15 protein-coding genes are annotated in these 15,705 nt (G+C 69.2%); 6 read left to right on the top strand and 9 right to left on the bottom strand.

What is annotated here, in order from left to right; genetic code table 11:
- Positions 1 to 17: 17 nt before the first annotated feature.
- From ACIRC0_RS34225 to ACIRC0_RS34205, 5 genes are all read left to right on the top strand, one after another.
- Complete coding sequence (locus ACIRC0_RS34225; protein WP_403624270.1) at positions 18 to 1,160, top strand: PE-PGRS family protein; 1,143 nt, start codon at positions 18 to 20, stop codon at positions 1,158 to 1,160.
- An 82-nt stretch (positions 1,161 to 1,242) separates the two neighbouring features.
- A complete protein-coding gene (locus ACIRC0_RS34220) occupies positions 1,243 to 1,536 on the top strand; it encodes a hypothetical protein (protein WP_403624267.1) in 294 nt (97 codons plus the stop codon).
- Between the two features lie 415 nt (positions 1,537 to 1,951).
- Positions 1,952 to 3,607, top strand: a complete 1,656-nt coding sequence (locus tag ACIRC0_RS34215; protein WP_403624264.1) for an alpha/beta hydrolase — start codon at positions 1,952 to 1,954, stop codon at positions 3,605 to 3,607.
- A gap of 58 nt (positions 3,608 to 3,665) precedes the next feature.
- Complete coding sequence (locus ACIRC0_RS34210; RefSeq protein WP_403624261.1) at positions 3,666 to 4,136, top strand: hypothetical protein; 471 nt, start codon at positions 3,666 to 3,668, stop codon at positions 4,134 to 4,136.
- A gap of 30 nt (positions 4,137 to 4,166) precedes the next feature.
- The gene (locus ACIRC0_RS34205; RefSeq protein ID WP_403624258.1) at positions 4,167 to 4,697 is read left to right on the top strand and encodes a hypothetical protein; all 531 of its coding nucleotides are present in this window, start codon (positions 4,167 to 4,169) and stop codon (positions 4,695 to 4,697) included.
- Between the two features lie 45 nt (positions 4,698 to 4,742).
- Here ACIRC0_RS34205 and ACIRC0_RS34200 read toward each other — a convergent pair whose 3' ends face one another.
- The 4 genes from ACIRC0_RS34200 to ACIRC0_RS34185 form a co-directional block, all read right to left on the bottom strand.
- Positions 4,743 to 5,399 carry a hypothetical protein gene (locus tag ACIRC0_RS34200; protein WP_403624255.1) on the bottom strand — a complete coding sequence of 219 codons (657 nt, stop codon included), beginning with the start codon at positions 5,397 to 5,399 and terminating at the stop codon, positions 4,743 to 4,745.
- Between the two features lie 203 nt (positions 5,400 to 5,602).
- Positions 5,603 to 6,136, bottom strand: a complete 534-nt coding sequence (locus ACIRC0_RS34195) for a hypothetical protein (RefSeq protein ID WP_403624252.1) — start codon at positions 6,134 to 6,136, stop codon at positions 5,603 to 5,605.
- Between the two features lie 669 nt (positions 6,137 to 6,805).
- On the bottom strand, positions 6,806 to 7,825 hold the full coding sequence (locus ACIRC0_RS34190) for a hypothetical protein (protein ID WP_403624249.1): 1,020 nt from the start codon (positions 7,823 to 7,825) through the stop codon (positions 6,806 to 6,808).
- Positions 7,826 to 8,331: 506 nt separating this feature from the next.
- On the bottom strand, positions 8,332 to 9,036 hold the full coding sequence (locus ACIRC0_RS34185; RefSeq protein WP_403624246.1) for a hypothetical protein: 705 nt from the start codon (positions 9,034 to 9,036) through the stop codon (positions 8,332 to 8,334).
- Positions 9,037 to 9,102: 66 nt separating this feature from the next.
- Between ACIRC0_RS34185 and ACIRC0_RS34180 the strand changes: the two genes are divergently transcribed.
- Complete coding sequence (locus ACIRC0_RS34180) at positions 9,103 to 9,531, top strand: hypothetical protein (protein ID WP_403624243.1); 429 nt, start codon at positions 9,103 to 9,105, stop codon at positions 9,529 to 9,531.
- A gap of 11 nt (positions 9,532 to 9,542) precedes the next feature.
- On the opposite strand, the gene ACIRC0_RS34175 is transcribed toward ACIRC0_RS34180, so the two are convergent.
- The 5 genes from ACIRC0_RS34175 to ACIRC0_RS34155 all read right to left on the bottom strand — a co-directional run bounded on the left by ACIRC0_RS34175 (position 9,543) and on the right by ACIRC0_RS34155 (position 15,682).
- Positions 9,543 to 9,845: a hypothetical protein gene (locus ACIRC0_RS34175; RefSeq protein WP_403624241.1), complete on the bottom strand. Its 303-nt coding sequence runs from the start codon at positions 9,843 to 9,845 to the stop codon at positions 9,543 to 9,545.
- A gap of 61 nt (positions 9,846 to 9,906) precedes the next feature.
- On the bottom strand, positions 9,907 to 10,971 hold the full coding sequence (locus tag ACIRC0_RS34170) for an SUKH-4 family immunity protein (RefSeq protein ID WP_403624238.1): 1,065 nt from the start codon (positions 10,969 to 10,971) through the stop codon (positions 9,907 to 9,909).
- Positions 10,972 to 11,044: 73 nt separating this feature from the next.
- A complete protein-coding gene (locus ACIRC0_RS34165) occupies positions 11,045 to 12,970 on the bottom strand; it encodes an ATP-binding protein (protein WP_403624235.1) in 1,926 nt (641 codons plus the stop codon).
- A gap of 165 nt (positions 12,971 to 13,135) precedes the next feature.
- Positions 13,136 to 13,402: a hypothetical protein gene (locus ACIRC0_RS34160; protein WP_403624232.1), complete on the bottom strand. Its 267-nt coding sequence runs from the start codon at positions 13,400 to 13,402 to the stop codon at positions 13,136 to 13,138.
- 105 nt (positions 13,403 to 13,507) lie between these two features.
- Positions 13,508 to 15,682, bottom strand: a complete 2,175-nt coding sequence (locus ACIRC0_RS34155) for an SUKH-4 family immunity protein (protein ID WP_403624229.1) — start codon at positions 15,680 to 15,682, stop codon at positions 13,508 to 13,510.
- Positions 15,683 to 15,705: the final 23 nt, after the last annotated feature.

Here is a 15,705-nt window from a genome sequence, read left to right as displayed (position 1 = left end):
AATACGGGGCTATTGGCATGTCGCTCACACTGCCCAGCGAGCTCGTCTGGGTGCTCGACCTCCTCGGCTACAGCTGGCCCGAGGCCGACGAAGAAGCACTGCACGAGGTCGCCGAGGCCTGGCGGAGTTTCGGCAAGGTGCTCGGAGACATCGAGACGCAGGGCGAAGGCTTCGCCCGCACCGTCGTCGCCGCCAACGTCGGCACGGCCGTCGACGGCTTCAGCAAGTCCTGGGGTGCCTACACCGGCGCGAACGGCGAGGACAGGTACATCCCCGACGCGAAGACCGCGTGCGAAGTGATCGCCCTCGCCTTCGACGCGGCCGCGGTGGCGGTCCTCACCGCAAAGCTGTCCGTGATCGCGCAGCTCGTCGCCCTCGCCTTGGAGATCATCGCCGCGCAGGCGTCGGCCCCCTTCACCTTCGGACTGTCCGAGATCGGCGGGCTGGGCGCGACGCAGGCCACGCGCGTGATCGTCCGTGAGCTGCTCGACAAGCTCAAGAGGGAGGTCATGGAGGCGATCACCAAGGCCATGGAGCACGCCTCCATGGACGCTCTCAAGAAGATCGCCAAGGAGCAGCTCGAGAAGATCACCAAGGAGAAGGTCAAGCAGTACGCCAAGCAGCAGATCAAGGAGCAGGCCAAGCAGTTCGTCCAGGAGAAGGTGGTCGACGCCGCCAAGGAGAAGGCCAAAGAGGCCGCCATCGGAATGGCGCAGAACATCGGCCAGCAGAGCATCGAGACCTACTTCGACGCACGGTCCGGCATCGACCTCGGGGAGACGGCGGGCGTCGCGAAGACGGCGGCCGGCGAGTACGTTGACGGCCTCAAGAACGAGGTCACCGGGGGCGAGGGGTCGACCTTCGCCGACTACACCGACGTGTCCGGGCACGTCGACAACGCCGTGGGCAGCGCGACGGAGAAGGTCAGTGGGACGGTCGGGGACCGCGTACAGCGGGGTGTCGACGCGCTGGCCGGACACGGTGCCCATACGACGCAGGCGTCCGGCGGGGCTGAGGCCACCGCCCCCACGGAGGCTTCCGGCCCCTCGGGCACCACGCAGGCGTCCAGCAGGCCCGTAGTCACCGCCTCCGCGGCGCGCTCCAGCTCCTCGAACACTTCGGAGAGCACGGACGACTGGGCCCGAAGCGAGTTCGGATGACGCCGACGTTGCCTTTTGCCGCCCTCACCGCACTCCGCGCCCTCACCGCCCTCATGCCCGTCAGGAAGGACGTGCCCGACCCGTGACCGCCGACCGGGAGATCCAGGACGAGGAACTCATGGGCATCGCCCAGGACCCCGAACAGGCTCTGCGGCTGCGCCGCTCCCTGCGGACCATCGCCAACGCGGCATCGCTCGACCCGGCCCTGCGCGACATGGCGAGTGCGGTGCTCAGCGGACGCGTCGACGTCAAGGACGCCTTCCAGGATCCGCGCCACACCGAGGCCGTCTACCAGCGGCTCCACGAGATGCGCCGGGCGGCCGACGACCAGACGTACGCGGAACGCCAGGAGTCCAAGGCCCGGTTCGGCGAGTGAGAGGCGCGGCAGCAGGCGGAACTGGACCGCGAGCGTGCCGAGCGGGATGCTCCGGTGCACGGCTCCGACCGGGGAGGGCGGTCGGAGCGGCGCTGAGGTTCGGAGTGACTGTGCCCGAACACGAAGCCGTTCGGGCACGGCGGCAGTGTCCGAGCAGGAAGTCGTTCGGGCACGGCGGCGGTATCCGAGCAAGAAGTCGTTCGGATACCGCGGCACGGTACGGCGCTTCGGCTTACATCGGTCGAAATGGCACATGGCCGGGCCTAGTTGGGGATTGCTCCGGTGACGAAGTCGTCGGCTAGGCTGTGCGCCTCGAACTCATGAGTGAGCAGTAGCAACGGGGGTTGCCTTATGTCCACGTGGGTGGACGTGCCATGCCCTGAAGGGCACTCGGGCCGGCCGACCGGGAGCCGACGTGGCTTCTGACTTCTCGCGGCTGATGAAGCAGGACTTCTCCGACCTGGAAGCCGCTGCCAAGGTCTGGCGCAATCTGTCGACGACCATGGACTCCCTCACCGACCGCCACCGTCGGCAGGTCACCGGACCACTGCACCAGTCCTGGAAGGGCGACGACGCCGACGCGGCCCTCTTCTACCTGGAGGACGTCGAATCGCGGATCGGTGTGGTCGAGACGGAGGCCATGGCCATCGCCGAGGTCCTGGACACCACGAAGTTCTGGATGGAGCAGGCCCAGACGGACCTCCGCAACGCGGTGCGGCGTGCGGAGGAGGACCACTTCGAGGTCGACGGCGACGGCTGGGTCAGCGATCCGACGACCACCGGCCTGCCGCGCCAGGACCCCGACGCCCGGGAGATCGTCGCGGACCGCAGTGCCCTGATGGGAGAGCACCGCGCGGCCATCGAAGAGGCCCTGACCGCCGCGCACAAGGCGAGCAATGACGGCGCGAAGGCCCTTGCGGAGCTGAACGGTGACATCCTCACCGACCCGCTCAGCCAGGACGCGGCAGCCGAATCCGCCCAGGACGTCAAGAACGCGATGAAGGCGGTGGGCGTCCAGCCTCCGCAGATCCCCGACGACGACCCGAAGGCCGCCGCCGAGTGGTGGAAGGCGCTCAGTCCCGAGGAGCGTCAGGCCTACACCACTCTCTATCCGAAGGAGATCGGCGCGACCGATGGTCTGCCGACCGATGTACGCGACGACGCCAATCGCACGGCCCTCGCCCAGGAGATCAATCTGGCCCAGGAGGGCAACTACGCCGAAGGCTTCCCGGGCGACAGCCTGGAGACGGTCAACAGGCGCCTGAACAACATGCTGGTGCTCAACGAGCAGCTCGACGCCGCGGACGGCGCGCCCAAGGGCAAGGAGCTGTATCTCCTCGGCTACGACTCCAAGGACGACGGACGGGCCATCATCGCCATGGGCAACCCGGACACCGCCGCGCACACCGGAATCCTGGTGCCGGGCACCAACACGAACATGGACGCCGTGCCCGGACAACTCCAACGCATCGACAGGCTGCAGTCGGCGGCGACGCAGCAGTCCAACGGCCAGAGCGTGGCGATGGTCACCTGGCTCGGCTACGACGCCCCCGAGGCTTCCCTGACCGATTTCAACAGCGTCGGCGGGACCGGACGGGCCGAGGACGCCGCTCCGGACCTGCGCCAGTTCGTGGCGGGCATGCACGCCTCCCACGACGGGTCGCCGAGTCACACCACCGTCCTCGGACACAGCTATGGCTCGACAGTTGTCGGTGCCGCTGCGGCGGGGGGCTCCGGTCTGGGAGCTGACGACGTAGTGGTGGTCGGCAGTCCGGGGATGACCGTGGACAAGGCGAATGATCTGCAGATGGACCCGGAGCACGTATGGATCGGCGGGGCGGATGACGACGCCGTAATCAAGCACGCCGCCAATCTCACCCTTGGCCCCGACCCGATGTGGAGAGAATTCGGTGGCAACAATTTCGAAGTCGACACGCACGGCCACAGCGGTTATTGGAACAAGGGCAGCGACTCCCTCGCCAACCAGGGAGCAGTCATCGCGGGGAAGCAGCCCACGGAGGTTCCGAAGGAGGACCTGCCACCGGAGGCTCAAATCGTACCCGGCCTTTAACTCCCTTCTCCGCACGGTACTTGCTGTCTCCGCAGCCCTGCTCCTGACTGGAGGCTGTATGTCCCAGAGTGACGATCGGAACGCCCCGCTGCCCCGCATGGAAAAGGACGCCGCGCTGAAATGGGCCAAGGACTACACGGAGTACATGGCCCGGCTCACCGGTGTCGAGCTCACCCCCTCGACGGCCAAGGTGCACTTCGAGGCGTGCGTCGGGGAGAACGACGAGGTCGCCGAGGACGGCCGGTACAGCCTCTTCTACTACGTCAACTCCCCGGCCCCTGTGACGGAGCACACACGCGTCGTGCGGACACTCCGCCGGGAACTCTCTCAGCAAGGGTACGAGGTCACCTCATACCGGGAGTTCAAAAACGCTTATGCGTCGGCGGTGTTCAGAGCCCGCAACAAGAAGAACTCCTATATGGTCACGGCCGACACCGTCGGTTCCGGCAAGACGGAGCCACAGGAACTCTCCTTCGCCGTACGCACCCCTTGCATGCTCCCGCCCGGCGTGAAGCAGCAGCAGTTCTGAACGGCCAAGAGGAACTGAGAGGAACCGCACGTGTCCCAGCGCACCGACGTCGACCCGGCTGAACTTCGCGCCTCCGCCGGAGCCTGCGACGGCATAGCCCGGACCATGAAGGAACCCGCCGACAAGGCGGTCAAGGAGACCGGCACCGCGGGCACCTCACTCACCGGCTGGTCGATCGGACCCGCCCTGGCGGAGATCGCCACCAGCTGGAAGCCCGCGCTCGACGGTCTGCACGCCCGTATCCAGGCCGGCGGGGACAATCTCAGGTCCTCGGCAGACGGCCATGAGTGGAACGACCAGCGGGTCTCCCAGGACTTCGAGAAGATGGGCACGGACACCGCGGCGCAGGCCACCCCGGGTGTGATGCCCGCGGTGCTGCGCCCGAGCGGGGGCGAGCAGCACCCCGTCCGGCACCCGGGCGCCGCCCCGGGCTTCGACCCGGGCGGCCGCCCGTCCGGCGACGGACCACTGGACCCGCGCACCTCGTACGGCACCAACATGCCGACATACGACGAGACCATCGGCACCCGCCCCACGCCCGGCACGAACGACTTCGGCTGACCCGCTGCACCTGCCTCACCGAGGCAGCCGCGTACGGCCGCCCTGTCAGCGCGAGGATCCGCCCGCACGCTCCCGGTGCCCCTTGCGGTCGGGAACGCCCATGTAGCCGGCCCCACGCTCGGTCTCACCGAACCACAGGTGGGGAACCTGCTGCTGAATCGCCGTGACGACTGCCACCCGGGAACTCGGGGGGACAGGGAGGCGGTAGCGCAGCCGCGGGAGGGTGGGGTGCAGCGGCTCCTCGTCGCGGACCAAGGGCCACAGGACCGGGTCGTCACGGTCGATGGGGGCGTTGGGGCACAGCTCGATGGAGTACACCTTCACGCCGCGCTTGCCCAGCCTGCTCCAGTGCAACCCGACTCCGGCGAGGCTCCGCCAGGGGATGACGTTCTGCGCCTTGCCGTTGCTGACCCACAGTCCCCTGTGGTCGACGCTCACGCCGGAGCGCCGAGCCGACCAGGTCGTGATCGGACTCATGACGCTGATGAAGCCCATCAACAGCCCGATGACGATCCCCCCGATGCCCTTGGGGTTCGGGCCGCCACCCCCGATCCCGGCCGTCACCGCTATGCCCCCGAACAGGACGAGGGCACTGATCGCCGCGAGCACGATGCTGAGGGGGATCATCCGCCGCGCGGCTCGCCGGCCGGTGGGCACGACAGTGGCGGTGGGGGAGGGGGAGAGTTCGCCCGGGATCGACATGAGCTGGAGTTTAGGGAACCTCTCCGTGCCCCGATGGGCCCGGGACTCGGGCAGGATCCGGGCAACCGAATCGAGCCACCGAACCGGGCCGCCGAGCGGGGCCACCGAACCGTGCCGCCGAACGGGGCCGCCGAACGGGGCCACCGAACCGGGCCACCGAACCGGGCCTTGGACTGCGGCCCGGGCCGGTACCCGACGCCGAGTCACGTCTGACGGCGCTTGTTGCCGACGGCGTAGGCGAGACCCCAGGCGGCGACCGCGGCGACCACGAGGCCGAGCGGGGAGAACCAGTCGACTCCACCGTGGGCTTCGCTGGTCCACCAGGCCTTGGCCGGCCAGAAGGGCTCGGCCTCCAACAGGTCCCTGAGGGCCATGGGCGACCGCTCCCAGGCGAAGATCAGCGGGAGGGCGTTGGCGTAGCCGAAGAAGGCGCCGAGCGCGGCGATGACTGCCCCACCGATCCGGGCGCCGTTGCTCCGGTGAGCCACCAGGCCGACCAGGGAGCCGACAACCGCGCCGTTGAGCAGCGCGTGCGCCAGGTAGAGGGTGTTCGCCGTGGTCGTCGACTGATCCTTGTACGTGGCCAGGATGAGACCGCTGTAGAGCAGCGAGACGACGACCGAGACGAAGAATCCGAGGAGGACCGCGCCGACCGGGTTACCGCTTGCCTGCGGTTGCTGACCGAAGGGGGGTGCCTGGAAAGGCGGTCCGGGCTGCGCCGGATAGGGCGGTTGCACCGGCGGCCGGCCTGGGACGGGCGATGGTCCCCCGTATACCTGAGCCTGGCCTGGGACGGGCGATGGTCCCCCGTATACCTGAGCCTGGCCAGGAACGGGCGATGGTCCCCCGTACACCGGAGCCTGGCCAGCAATGGGTGGCAACCCGGCCTGCATCGCAGGCTGACCCGGAACCGGCGGCGGCCCGGGCTGCATCGGGGGTTGCTCAGGGGCACTCGGCGGTCCGAATCCCGGCGGCTGGTGCGCCGGCGGGGCGGACTGGGCGTACGGGTTGGAGGGGTTCTGCGGTGGCTGCGGTGACTGCGGCGGTGGTTGGAACGGCGGCTGGCTCATAATTCCCCCATGGGCTCAACTGGCAGAAGAAGCAAGCTACCAGGGAGATCAGGAGGGGCCCGTCGGAGCCGGAGCGAGCTGCGTGAAGGGTGCTCTGAGGGGGGAAGAGGCGGCGAAGCTGGTGCGCCGTTTGACGAGGTACCGTCGCAGACCCGACCCGCGCGGAACGCGCCGCGGGCCGGCGAGCCACGGCGGGTGCGTCACCGCTTCCTGCTGTACGCGCTCTCCTCGCAGCCGCGGTTGTCGCGGAGCGCGTTGGCCGTCGATGGAACTTCTTCATGTCGAGCCGATGGAAGTCGGCTACGGCTGGGAAGCCGACTTCCTGCGTCAGACCGATCAGAGGTCGTCCAGATGTCCGTCGAGTGCTCCCTGCCAACTGAACGAGGCTGTGGCTTCGGGATCGACCTCTGCCGCCCAGGCTTTCACACTGCGGCGGGCATCCCGTCCTTCGCCGCTCCGGGAGGGGAAGTCGCTCAGGATGAGCATGCGGTACAGGCCGACGAGCGTCATGAACTGGGGCAGGCTGCTGCCGAGGAGTTCCGGTCCGGCGGCTGAGGCGAGCAGGATGCGACCCGTGTGGCCCTCCAGGACCACGGGTTCGGTGAGCCAGTGTCCCAGGAGGTAGGCAGCGCCACCGGAATGCGGAGGTTCGACGGGTTCGAGACCGGTCTGGTCGCCATTACCGGTTCGCGGTACGTCTACCAGGACGTATTCGGGGTGCTGGGTGGCCATCGCGTGGTACAGCGCTGCGTGCTCGCCGTGGCTCTCACCGATATCGCGTACCGCGGAATGCGTATCCGAATAAACGCGCTTGGCTTCCTTGTATTCCTCCGAGTCCTCGCCATGGTCCTCCTTCGCCTTCAGCTTGGCGGCCTCGGAGATGCGGTCGGCCTGGAGCGTCCACTCGCGGTCGTTGGTCTCCGCGTCGAGATCGGCAAGATTCTCGGGCGTGATGCGGCCCTCGTCGCGGCCCAGGTCGATGGGCGGATGAGTGTCCGCGGGCATGTAGTCAGGCTGGACCGGAGGCGGGACATCGCTGGCCGCGATGAACCTGTCCTCGTCGTCCGGGTAATCCGGGTCCCGCTTGAGCTGTGGAAGCTCTCGGCCGTCGATCCTGTCGTCCAGGCTCTTGCGCTGACCATCCTTGCGCCAGTACAGCTCACGGTTCTCCCTGCTCTCATTGGCGAATTCGACCATCCTTCGGATGAAGGCCTTGTCGTCCTCGTTGTGGCGAGCAGCGGGTTCGGCGGGACTGTGCGGCAGAGGCGCGCCATCGGAGTCCGGATTGGTGCTGGCCGTGTTGGTTTCCCTGGCAATGGGGCCGTACAGCGGATCGATGCCGCTTGCCGCTGGCAAAGTTTACGGAATCACCCGCGGGCGACTTCAGGCGTCGCTGTCACAAATCCGTTGCAGCTCCTGACGGTTGCTTCGACATGCGCGACCGTCAACGGCGCACACCGGCGAACCGACTGCCGCGGGCGACGGCCGGAAGTCGGGGCGACTCGAAGGGTGAGACCTTGGTGAAGCACAGCGTGTAGCTGAGCTTGTGGCCGTTGCGGTACTGAAAGCGGTAGTCGTACTCCGGCCCGCGCGCCCTCGCCGTGGAGCATCTCGCCCAACTTGTACTCCGCCTCTGCGGAGTTGCAGTCGACTACGGTAGGAAGCGGCTCGCCCTGAGCGCACGTGACCTGGACACAGTCGCCGATCTCGGGTCGTGAGCCTCCGAGTACGCGGGCGCCGAAACCTCCGCCTTTCGCTTTGCTGCCCGGCGAACTGGTGTTGTGGTCCCAGACCCATAGGCCAGGCCGCCGAAGATCGCTACGAGTACCCGCCGAGGTCAGTCAGCGCCGCGCCGGGACCGGTCAGACGAAGTAGCTGACCAGGAAGGACACCCCGGCTCCCACGATGCCCACGCCGATCATCCCGATCAGGACCGTACGCGTCACTCCCCGCCCCGCCGCATCCCATGCCTCGTCGTACGAGACCCGGCTCGGGCCGAACGGCGCGTAACCCGTGGCCAGGCAGAAGACGCCGAGGCCGGTGAGGACCCAGCCGCCGAAGAAAGCCCCGAAGAAGCGCCAGGCGCGGTCCAATCCGCCCTGGACGTAGTCGCCGTTCCCCGATGTGGCCGTCGTCGGCGCGTCCGTCTGCTGCACCGACAGCCCGGTGCCCTGCGTGTACCGGTGCCTGACCTGCACCGCCGCGACCGAGTCCTTGCTCTTGCCGTCGTCGGAGACGAACGTTCCCTCGCAGCGGACGGGGCGGCGGTTCTTGTGGCTGCTCCGCGAGGCGTTGTTCGGGTAGCTCACCTCGCACTGCTTCACCGTCAGGGTGCCGTGCGTGCCCGCCCAACCCGCCAGATACGCGCCCTCGTACGCTCCCCACCCGCTCAGGGCGAGGCCGGCGAGCAGGAAGACCAGACCGCCCCAGCGCCCGAGGCGGCCGAAGGCCCTGCCGACGAGACCGGCGGCCGGGGAGCGGTCGGGTCCTTTGTCCTTTCCGGTGCTCTGCGTCTGAGCCATGACGACGAAGTCCTCCTCCTCTTCGGCGGATTGGGGGGTCAGCATGGCATCCACCGGTCACGGGAGATACTTCGGGTGTCCGAGGAACGAGGGCAGCGAGGAGAAGCGGACATGGCCAGGAACCCCGAGAACTCATCGACCCCCTACGGCTCTTCGCAGGACCGCGGGGTGCTGGACGAGGCACTCGAACCGGAGCAGATTCGATCGCTGAACTCCGCCCTGCGCAAGCTGTCCGAGAGCGACAACGTCGGCAAGGACATGCAGGACGCGGCGAAGCGGTTGCTCTCCGGTCGGCTCGCCCTGCGCGACGCCCTGGACGACCCCGCCGTGGCGCGCGCCCTGGGCGGGGGCCTGGGGTCCCTGCGCGGTCAGTGGGAGTCGCTCTCCGAGGAGGAGCGCGAACAGATCAGGCACGGGGAGCCGCTGACGAGCGGTGACCCGTCCTCGGGGCAGTCCGAGCCGAGGGGCTCGGCAGCCGAGGGCTCGCAGTCGAGGAGGAAGAGCCAGGGGCGGCACAGCGGCGGCTTCTCGCTGTACTGATCCCGTACCGATCACTGGCGCTGTCTGCGGTACAGATCGATGGCCGCCGGGTTCGGGAAGTTGGGGACGGTGACCGTCTCGCCGGTCTCCTTGGAGACGACGATCTTGCTGCCGCCGGGCGGAGCGGGCTGAGGCCGGTCGGCGTCGTCGGTGACCGGCGGGAATTCGGCGTACACCAGGTATCCGATGTCGAATTCCTCGACACGCAGCTGGGCGGGCGTGCCGTCCGGCAGCTTGGGCTGGGCGTACCGGCTGCGGACGATGTCGAGGGCCTGTTCGGCGGAGGTCGGCGGTGCCGGGCTGTCCGATGTCACGGGTGCTCTCCTTGTTCTCTCGGTTCTCTCAGTTCTCTCGGCGGGGATCTCCAGAGGCCGATCAGAACAATGCGTGCCACATCTGCTCGACGATCAGCGACCACCAGGTGTCGGGGTTGGCCAGCGCGGACGCGTCGACGGCCACCAGCTGCTCCTGCAGGGCCGCCACCTCCGCGCCCGCCGCGACCGGGTCAAGGCCCCGCATCCGCTGCCGTACGGTGGCCAGCAGCGCCAGGGAACGGGCGAAGGCGGCCGCCGAGACGTTCACGTAGCGGGCCTCGGCCGTGACCGGGTCCACGGCCCACAGGGCGCCGAGGCCGTCCGGCTCCGTCGTCCCGGGCACGCACTGCACCGCGATGACCGCGACGCCGTCGAAGCCGATCCGGGCCAGGTGGGCCAGAGCGCCGATCTTCTCCTCGCCCGCAGGGCTGCGGCGGTCGCGCAGGTTCGTGGCGACGTCGGTGAACAGGCCGCCGGCCGGAGCGGCGCCGGGCCGGTCCGCGGTGAAGAAGAAGGGAAGGTCGGCGGGGAGTCCCGCCCAGGTGAGCGTCGACTTGGTGGCGTCGGGCAGGGCGCTGTCGGCGACGTCGTCGGCGTCGTAGCGCCGTACGCCCTCCTGGCCGAAGACCTCCACGAGATGGTGGCCGAGGGCCGCGTCACGCATCGGCTCCGCGGGCGCGACCCGGGCGGGAACCGGGAGGCGGTGCGGGCGGGGCGGCGGCTGCTGGCCGGCCACTCGGTGCAGCGTCTCGACCTGCTCGACCAGCGCCGCGACGCCCTCCTCGCGCTCCTCGGGCCGGGCTCCGTAGGTCTGCGAGCAGGAGAGCTGGGCGTTCGGGAAGGAATTGAGGAGTTCGGCCGTGTAGCCGCCCGGGAGCAGGCTGGGACGCAGGTCGGTGTGGACGGCGACGACATTGTCGACGGGCACGTTCATCCGCCGCAGCTCGGCCCAGCACTGGTACTCGGCGGGCGGCAGGCCCGGGCCCGAGTTGCGGAAGAGGGTGGTCTCCTCGCCGCTCGCCGGATCGACGTAGGTGAAGACGGCGGTGTTGCCCGGGCCGGTGACCGGACGGGCACCTTCTGGCGCGCTGGCGCCCTGTACCGCCGCCTGCTCCTGGCTGGTCAAGGGGAGGCTCCTTCGAGATGGCTGGTCCCACGGGTGAGGACGGGGTGTGGCTACGGGTGGGGACGCGGTGTGGTTACGAGGCTAGCGTCGCGTCGGCCGGGTGGATGCGCAGGGCCTTCGCCCCCCGCTCGGTGGCCACGAGGAGGATTCCGTCCGGGGAGAGGTCGGCGGCGGTGAAAGGCGTGTCGGAGATCAACGCGGCCACGACCTCCTCCCTCGCCCTGTCCCAGACGCGCAGATAGTCGGCGCCTCGGCTCAGCGCGAGCGGGGCGGCGGTGCGCTCTTCCTCGGACGGGCGCAGGATCTGTGCGGGATCGGTGCCGCCGAGGTCATCCGGTTGTACGAGGCCGCGGACGAGCATCGCGGAACTGCCCGCCTCCTCGGGATCTCCGATCGGGCGCGCCCCGGGCGTGCCCGGGGGTACGACGAGGACGGCGACAGCAGTGGCCGGCCCGTCCGGACTCGGGAGGGTGCCGACGGTCACGGCACTCACACCGGCGACCGGCAGGCTCCACAGGGTCCGCCAGGGCAGCTCGAAGCCGAGCCGGTGCAGGGCGTCGGCGAACTCGGCCAGGCCGTCCTCGACGAACGCGGTCTCCAGCAGGGCGGCGCGCAGCGCGGCAGGGGCCTGGGTTCGGGTCAGCAGGGGGGCTGTACGCAGGTACGTACGGGCCGGCGCACCGAGTGCCTCCACAGGAACGGCCTCGATGGCGGCGCGCAGCGGTACCGGGTCGGCGTGCACGAACAGCCCTGGGTCAGTGAGGAGTTGGGGCAGCAGGCCCGCTTCCAGGGTGTGACCTGCGATGTGGTCGCGCACGTAGGGGTCGGCCTTGCTCCAGTCCTGTTCGGGCACGGCCTCCAGCAGTGCCATCGCGATCTGGGACTGGGCGGCGCGGACGTTCGGCAGGCCGGCGCGGATCTCGTCACCGATGGCCGGGTGCAGCAGCCGGAGCAGCGTACGCCCGCCGTCCCCTTCTTGTTCCTCCGGCTGCACGAACGGCGCGGCGAGCAGCATCCCGCCCGCGAGTGCCTGGCTCATGTCCTGCCCGGCGACCGCGCTCGCCAGCCGCGCCCACAGATGGACCGGAATGCCGTCGGCCTCGGCCAGGGCGAGCGGTGCCAGCATGAGCCGCAGGGCCCGCGGGTCGGCGCCGAGCCGTGCGGCGTGCAGGTCGAGGGCCTCGCCGACGGACGTCGGCAACTGGCTCTCATCGGTCGGGTCGAAGTTCCCGGGGGCCATCAGGGCGCAGTTGACGGCGAGTTGGACGACCAGTGGACTGGTCCCGGCGCGGCGACCGACGGCCGCCGCCAGGGCAAGGCGGGCGGCGGGATCGACGGTGAACGGCAGTTCCGGCGCCCCGAAGTCGGGGTTCAGCGCCGCCTGGGCGTGCCGCACCAGGCCCTCGGGGTCGGCCCACTCCGGCTCGTCGAGATCGATGATCCGCACGACGCCTGGCGGCAACCCCGCGGCCAGCTCGGCGGCCAACGGGCGCGGCACCTCGGCCAGGAGCCGTACCGTCTCGGTGGCGGCCAGCGGAGCGAGGACCTCCCGGACCAGCCGTGCGGGCTCGCCCGTGGCGCGTACCGGACCGGCGCGGTCGACATCGGGTACGACGACGGTCACCGGCTCGTCGAGGGCGGCCAGCCCGGCGTACACGTCCTCGGTGCTGGTGGCGTTCAGCTCGAAGTGGTCGGCGAGCAACCACAGGACCTGGGCCGCGGTCAGCCCGTCGGGGGCCGGTACCGCCGGGGCCGGCAGCTCGGGCGGCACCGTCGACGGATCCATCTCGTCCAACGGCAGCCGTTTGCGGAAGTCCGGCTCGCACAGCATCAGGAACCCGGTGAGCAGCCGCGTACGCCCGCTGCCGGAGCTGCCGGTGAGCACGACGACGCGGGGTGTGCCAGGCGCAGCACCACGCCATGCGGCGAGCGCGCGCAACGCGGCGGTCCGGCCGCCTATCTGGGGGTGCGGTGCGTAGTCCTCGGTCGAGCCGGTCATGGGTCCCCGTCCTCCGCCATCACGGACGCCTTCGCCTGCGCCGTCGATCTTAGGTGCCGATCGCGCCCCGTTTCCCTCACCGTACGGCCGCCGCCGTACGGTGAGGGTTCATCTCCTGCGCGCGGCCTTCCCTTTGTGCCCGCGTCAGTCTGTTGTCCAGCCGGTTCACTGGCGATCAGCAAAGTCGTAGTCCTCGAATACGCGTTGCCGGCACTGGGCGGCGTAGGCGTCCGGATCGATGCGAGCGAGCCACGACCGCAGGTCGGCTTCAGCGTCGACCTGCCGCTCTGCGATCTCCCGCAGCAGTTCGGTCTTGCCGGCCCCCTCCTTGCCGACGAGCCACAACCAGGCACTGCTGTCACGTGGCCTGTCGATCCACCACAGTGCGCGGTCCAGGGCCGGCTCGGGTGGGACTCCCGCGAGTTCTGGCAACCTGGCTCCCTGCTGGTCTCTTCGTTGCCGGTCCCGTCTCGTCATCCGCGTGTGCTGAGCGCCCCCGAGTGCAAAGTCACATGGAGGTGCCCTTTTGGTACGGACTTACAGATAGTAGAAATTCTCCTCGTCCAGGACATGTCCCCAGTTCTGCGTTGCCGCGGCGGCCGGGTCGAGGACGGAGAGCCATGCGGTGAGTTCGACGAGCAGATCCTCGCCGTCGAGCCCACCGGACGTGCGGTAGGCGAGCATGTACTCCCGTTGCAGGCACACCATGGCGACGAACGAGGCGAGGGAGGAACCTGCCAGGGGTTCGCCGGGACTGCTGTCGTCGACGGCGCCCGGCCGTGTCTGACGCAGTACGCGGCCGGTGGGTCCGTCGAGGACGAGGACGCCGCCGATCCAGGTGCCCAATTCGTAGAACGGGCCGTCACCGACGGGCGTTCCGAAGTCTCTGGCGCCTTCCCACCGCTGCTCCGCCAGGCCGGTCACGAGGAGGTCGTGGAGGTTGAGGCTGTAGAAGTCGGAGACCGCGGGGAGGCCGACCTCGGTGAGGAATCGGCGGGTCGGTTCGTGTGTCAGGCCGGCGGGAAGCTGGTCCTCGGTCAGAGTGGGGACGGTATCGGCGCGGAAGACCTCAAGCACCCGGGCCCGGGTGGGGCGGCAGGCGGCCTCGTCGTAGGGGCGCGGTGTGATCTTTCCGCGTGGGCCGACGGCGGGCAGGGCGGGGAGCGGAGCACTGTTGGTGTAGTGGAGGTTGGGCTCGATCGCGTAGATGCCACGCTTCCCGCCCAGTACGACCAGATCGCCGACACAGATCACGTCCCCCACCGTGGGCGCCTGCACCTGCCGGGTTGTGGACGGATCACCGGCGAGTGTGAGACGGGCCAGGTTCCAGGACTGCTCGGCCCGCCAGACAGCCGTCTGTGCGGTGCCACCCGGCATCGCCTCGCCGGCGTCGCCTCGGTTGCCCTCCTCGAGGAGTTGCCCCGTGGCAGCGTCCCAGAGCTGCCGCCCGCCGCCCTTGGTGAGGCCGGTCACCGTGGACTGGGCGAGCCCGGCGTGCAACTGGTCCACCGCCACGCTCCGGGGCGGGTTGGCGCGGAGCCGGCCGGGCGCCCGCCAGTGGGACCACACGGTCTTCCAGGGCAGCGGTCCGCCGTGCTCTGTGAGAGCGTTGGCTCGCTCCTCGTCGCCCTGGCTCACCGCCAGGAGATGCAGAAGCGACACCCATTCTCCGTCCGAGGAGGGTGCCACGCCGAGGGCGTCGAGGTAGTGCAGGTCCGCGGCGAAGGAGTCGGCGGGGATGCCATCGGGGAAGGCAACGGGCAGTGCCTCGATCAGAGCAGTGTGATTGCACTTGACGAAGAGGCTGGGAACGGCGAGAAGCTCCTCGAAGCGGCCGGCCACGGCTGCGTGAGCGGGCAGAGCGCGGGCCAGGTAGTCCCCAAGCGGGTCCTCGTCGCCGGCTGCAAACAGACGCTCGCAAATGGCATTGTGGAAGGCGCGGAACTCCTCGGGGGATACCCCGGTGTTCCGTAGCTTTTGCGCGTCGGACTCGTGGATGAACGACACGGGAAGATCGCTGTTGCCGTCGATCGAAATGTACTCCGACTCATCGGCGATCGACTGCAGTTCTGATCGGTCGAATTCGGCGCCGAGGAGAGAACAGAGCGCACTCCACTCTTCCAAACGAATTCTGCGCGGCTCGGCCATCGATAGGGCGAGAATTGCAGTGCGCTGCCGGGCCGGGAGTGAGTCGAAGGGTGCGCGGGTCGGGGTGGGACGGGGGTCGACCCTGAGGGGGGAGCGGTTGCGGGGGCTGAGATCGTGGACTTCGCTGTCGACTTCGATGATGAATCTGACGCCGGTCTTCTTGAAATCCAGTCCCAGGTTGCCCGCAAGGTGTTCTGCGGTGTGCCGGGGCTCGGTCGTCGAGCGGGTCTGTCCGGCCCACTGCGTGTTGGAAACGAGGACGAGGGAGTGGGCCGGCTCCTGCTCCTCCATGTAGTCCACGAGAAAGTAGGCGTCCCGGTAGTCCCCGTAGGAGACACCGAGGGATCGCATGACGCGGTCCAGGACCGCCTCGGTGGAGAGACCTGTGGCATCGATGAGGGCCGTGCCCGGCGTGGCCTCGGCGAAGTCATGAAGGAGCGCACTCTTTCCCGAGCCGGCGGGACCGTCGACGAAGAGGAAGCCGCGCTTGGGAGAGGGGTCGTTCGCCCATTCGCGTAGTCGGCTTGCGGCGTCATACGGGCTGCTGTCGGGTGTCATCGCCATCGGTGAGTCCTTCTTCCCTGCAG

This window comes from Streptomyces sp. NPDC093984 (assembly GCF_044764595.1).
GTDB classification, from domain to species: domain Bacteria; phylum Actinomycetota; class Actinomycetes; order Streptomycetales; family Streptomycetaceae; genus Streptomyces; species Streptomyces cynarae.
This window is presented reverse-complemented; position numbering and strand designations above follow the sequence as displayed.

Bases quoted from the DNA above. Each gene is read 5' to 3' on its own strand.
- ACIRC0_RS34225 (WP_403624270.1), top strand. From the start codon at position 18: ATGTCGCTCACACTGCCCAGCGAGCTCGTCTGGGTGCTCGACCTCCTC.
- ACIRC0_RS34210 (WP_403624261.1), top strand. From the start codon at position 3,666: ATGTCCCAGAGTGACGATCGGAACGCCCCGCTGCCCCGCATGGAAAAG.
- ACIRC0_RS34155 (WP_403624229.1), bottom strand. From the start codon at position 15,682: ATGGCGATGACACCCGACAGCAGCCCGTATGACGCCGCAAGCCGACTA.
- ACIRC0_RS34185 (WP_403624246.1), bottom strand. From the start codon at position 9,036: ATGCTGACCCCCCAATCCGCCGAAGAGGAGGAGGACTTCGTCGTCATG.
- ACIRC0_RS34180 (WP_403624243.1), top strand. From the start codon at position 9,103: ATGGCCAGGAACCCCGAGAACTCATCGACCCCCTACGGCTCTTCGCAG.
- ACIRC0_RS34200 (WP_403624255.1), bottom strand. From the start codon at position 5,399: ATGTCGATCCCGGGCGAACTCTCCCCCTCCCCCACCGCCACTGTCGTG.
- ACIRC0_RS34165 (WP_403624235.1), bottom strand. From the start codon at position 12,970: ATGACCGGCTCGACCGAGGACTACGCACCGCACCCCCAGATAGGCGGC.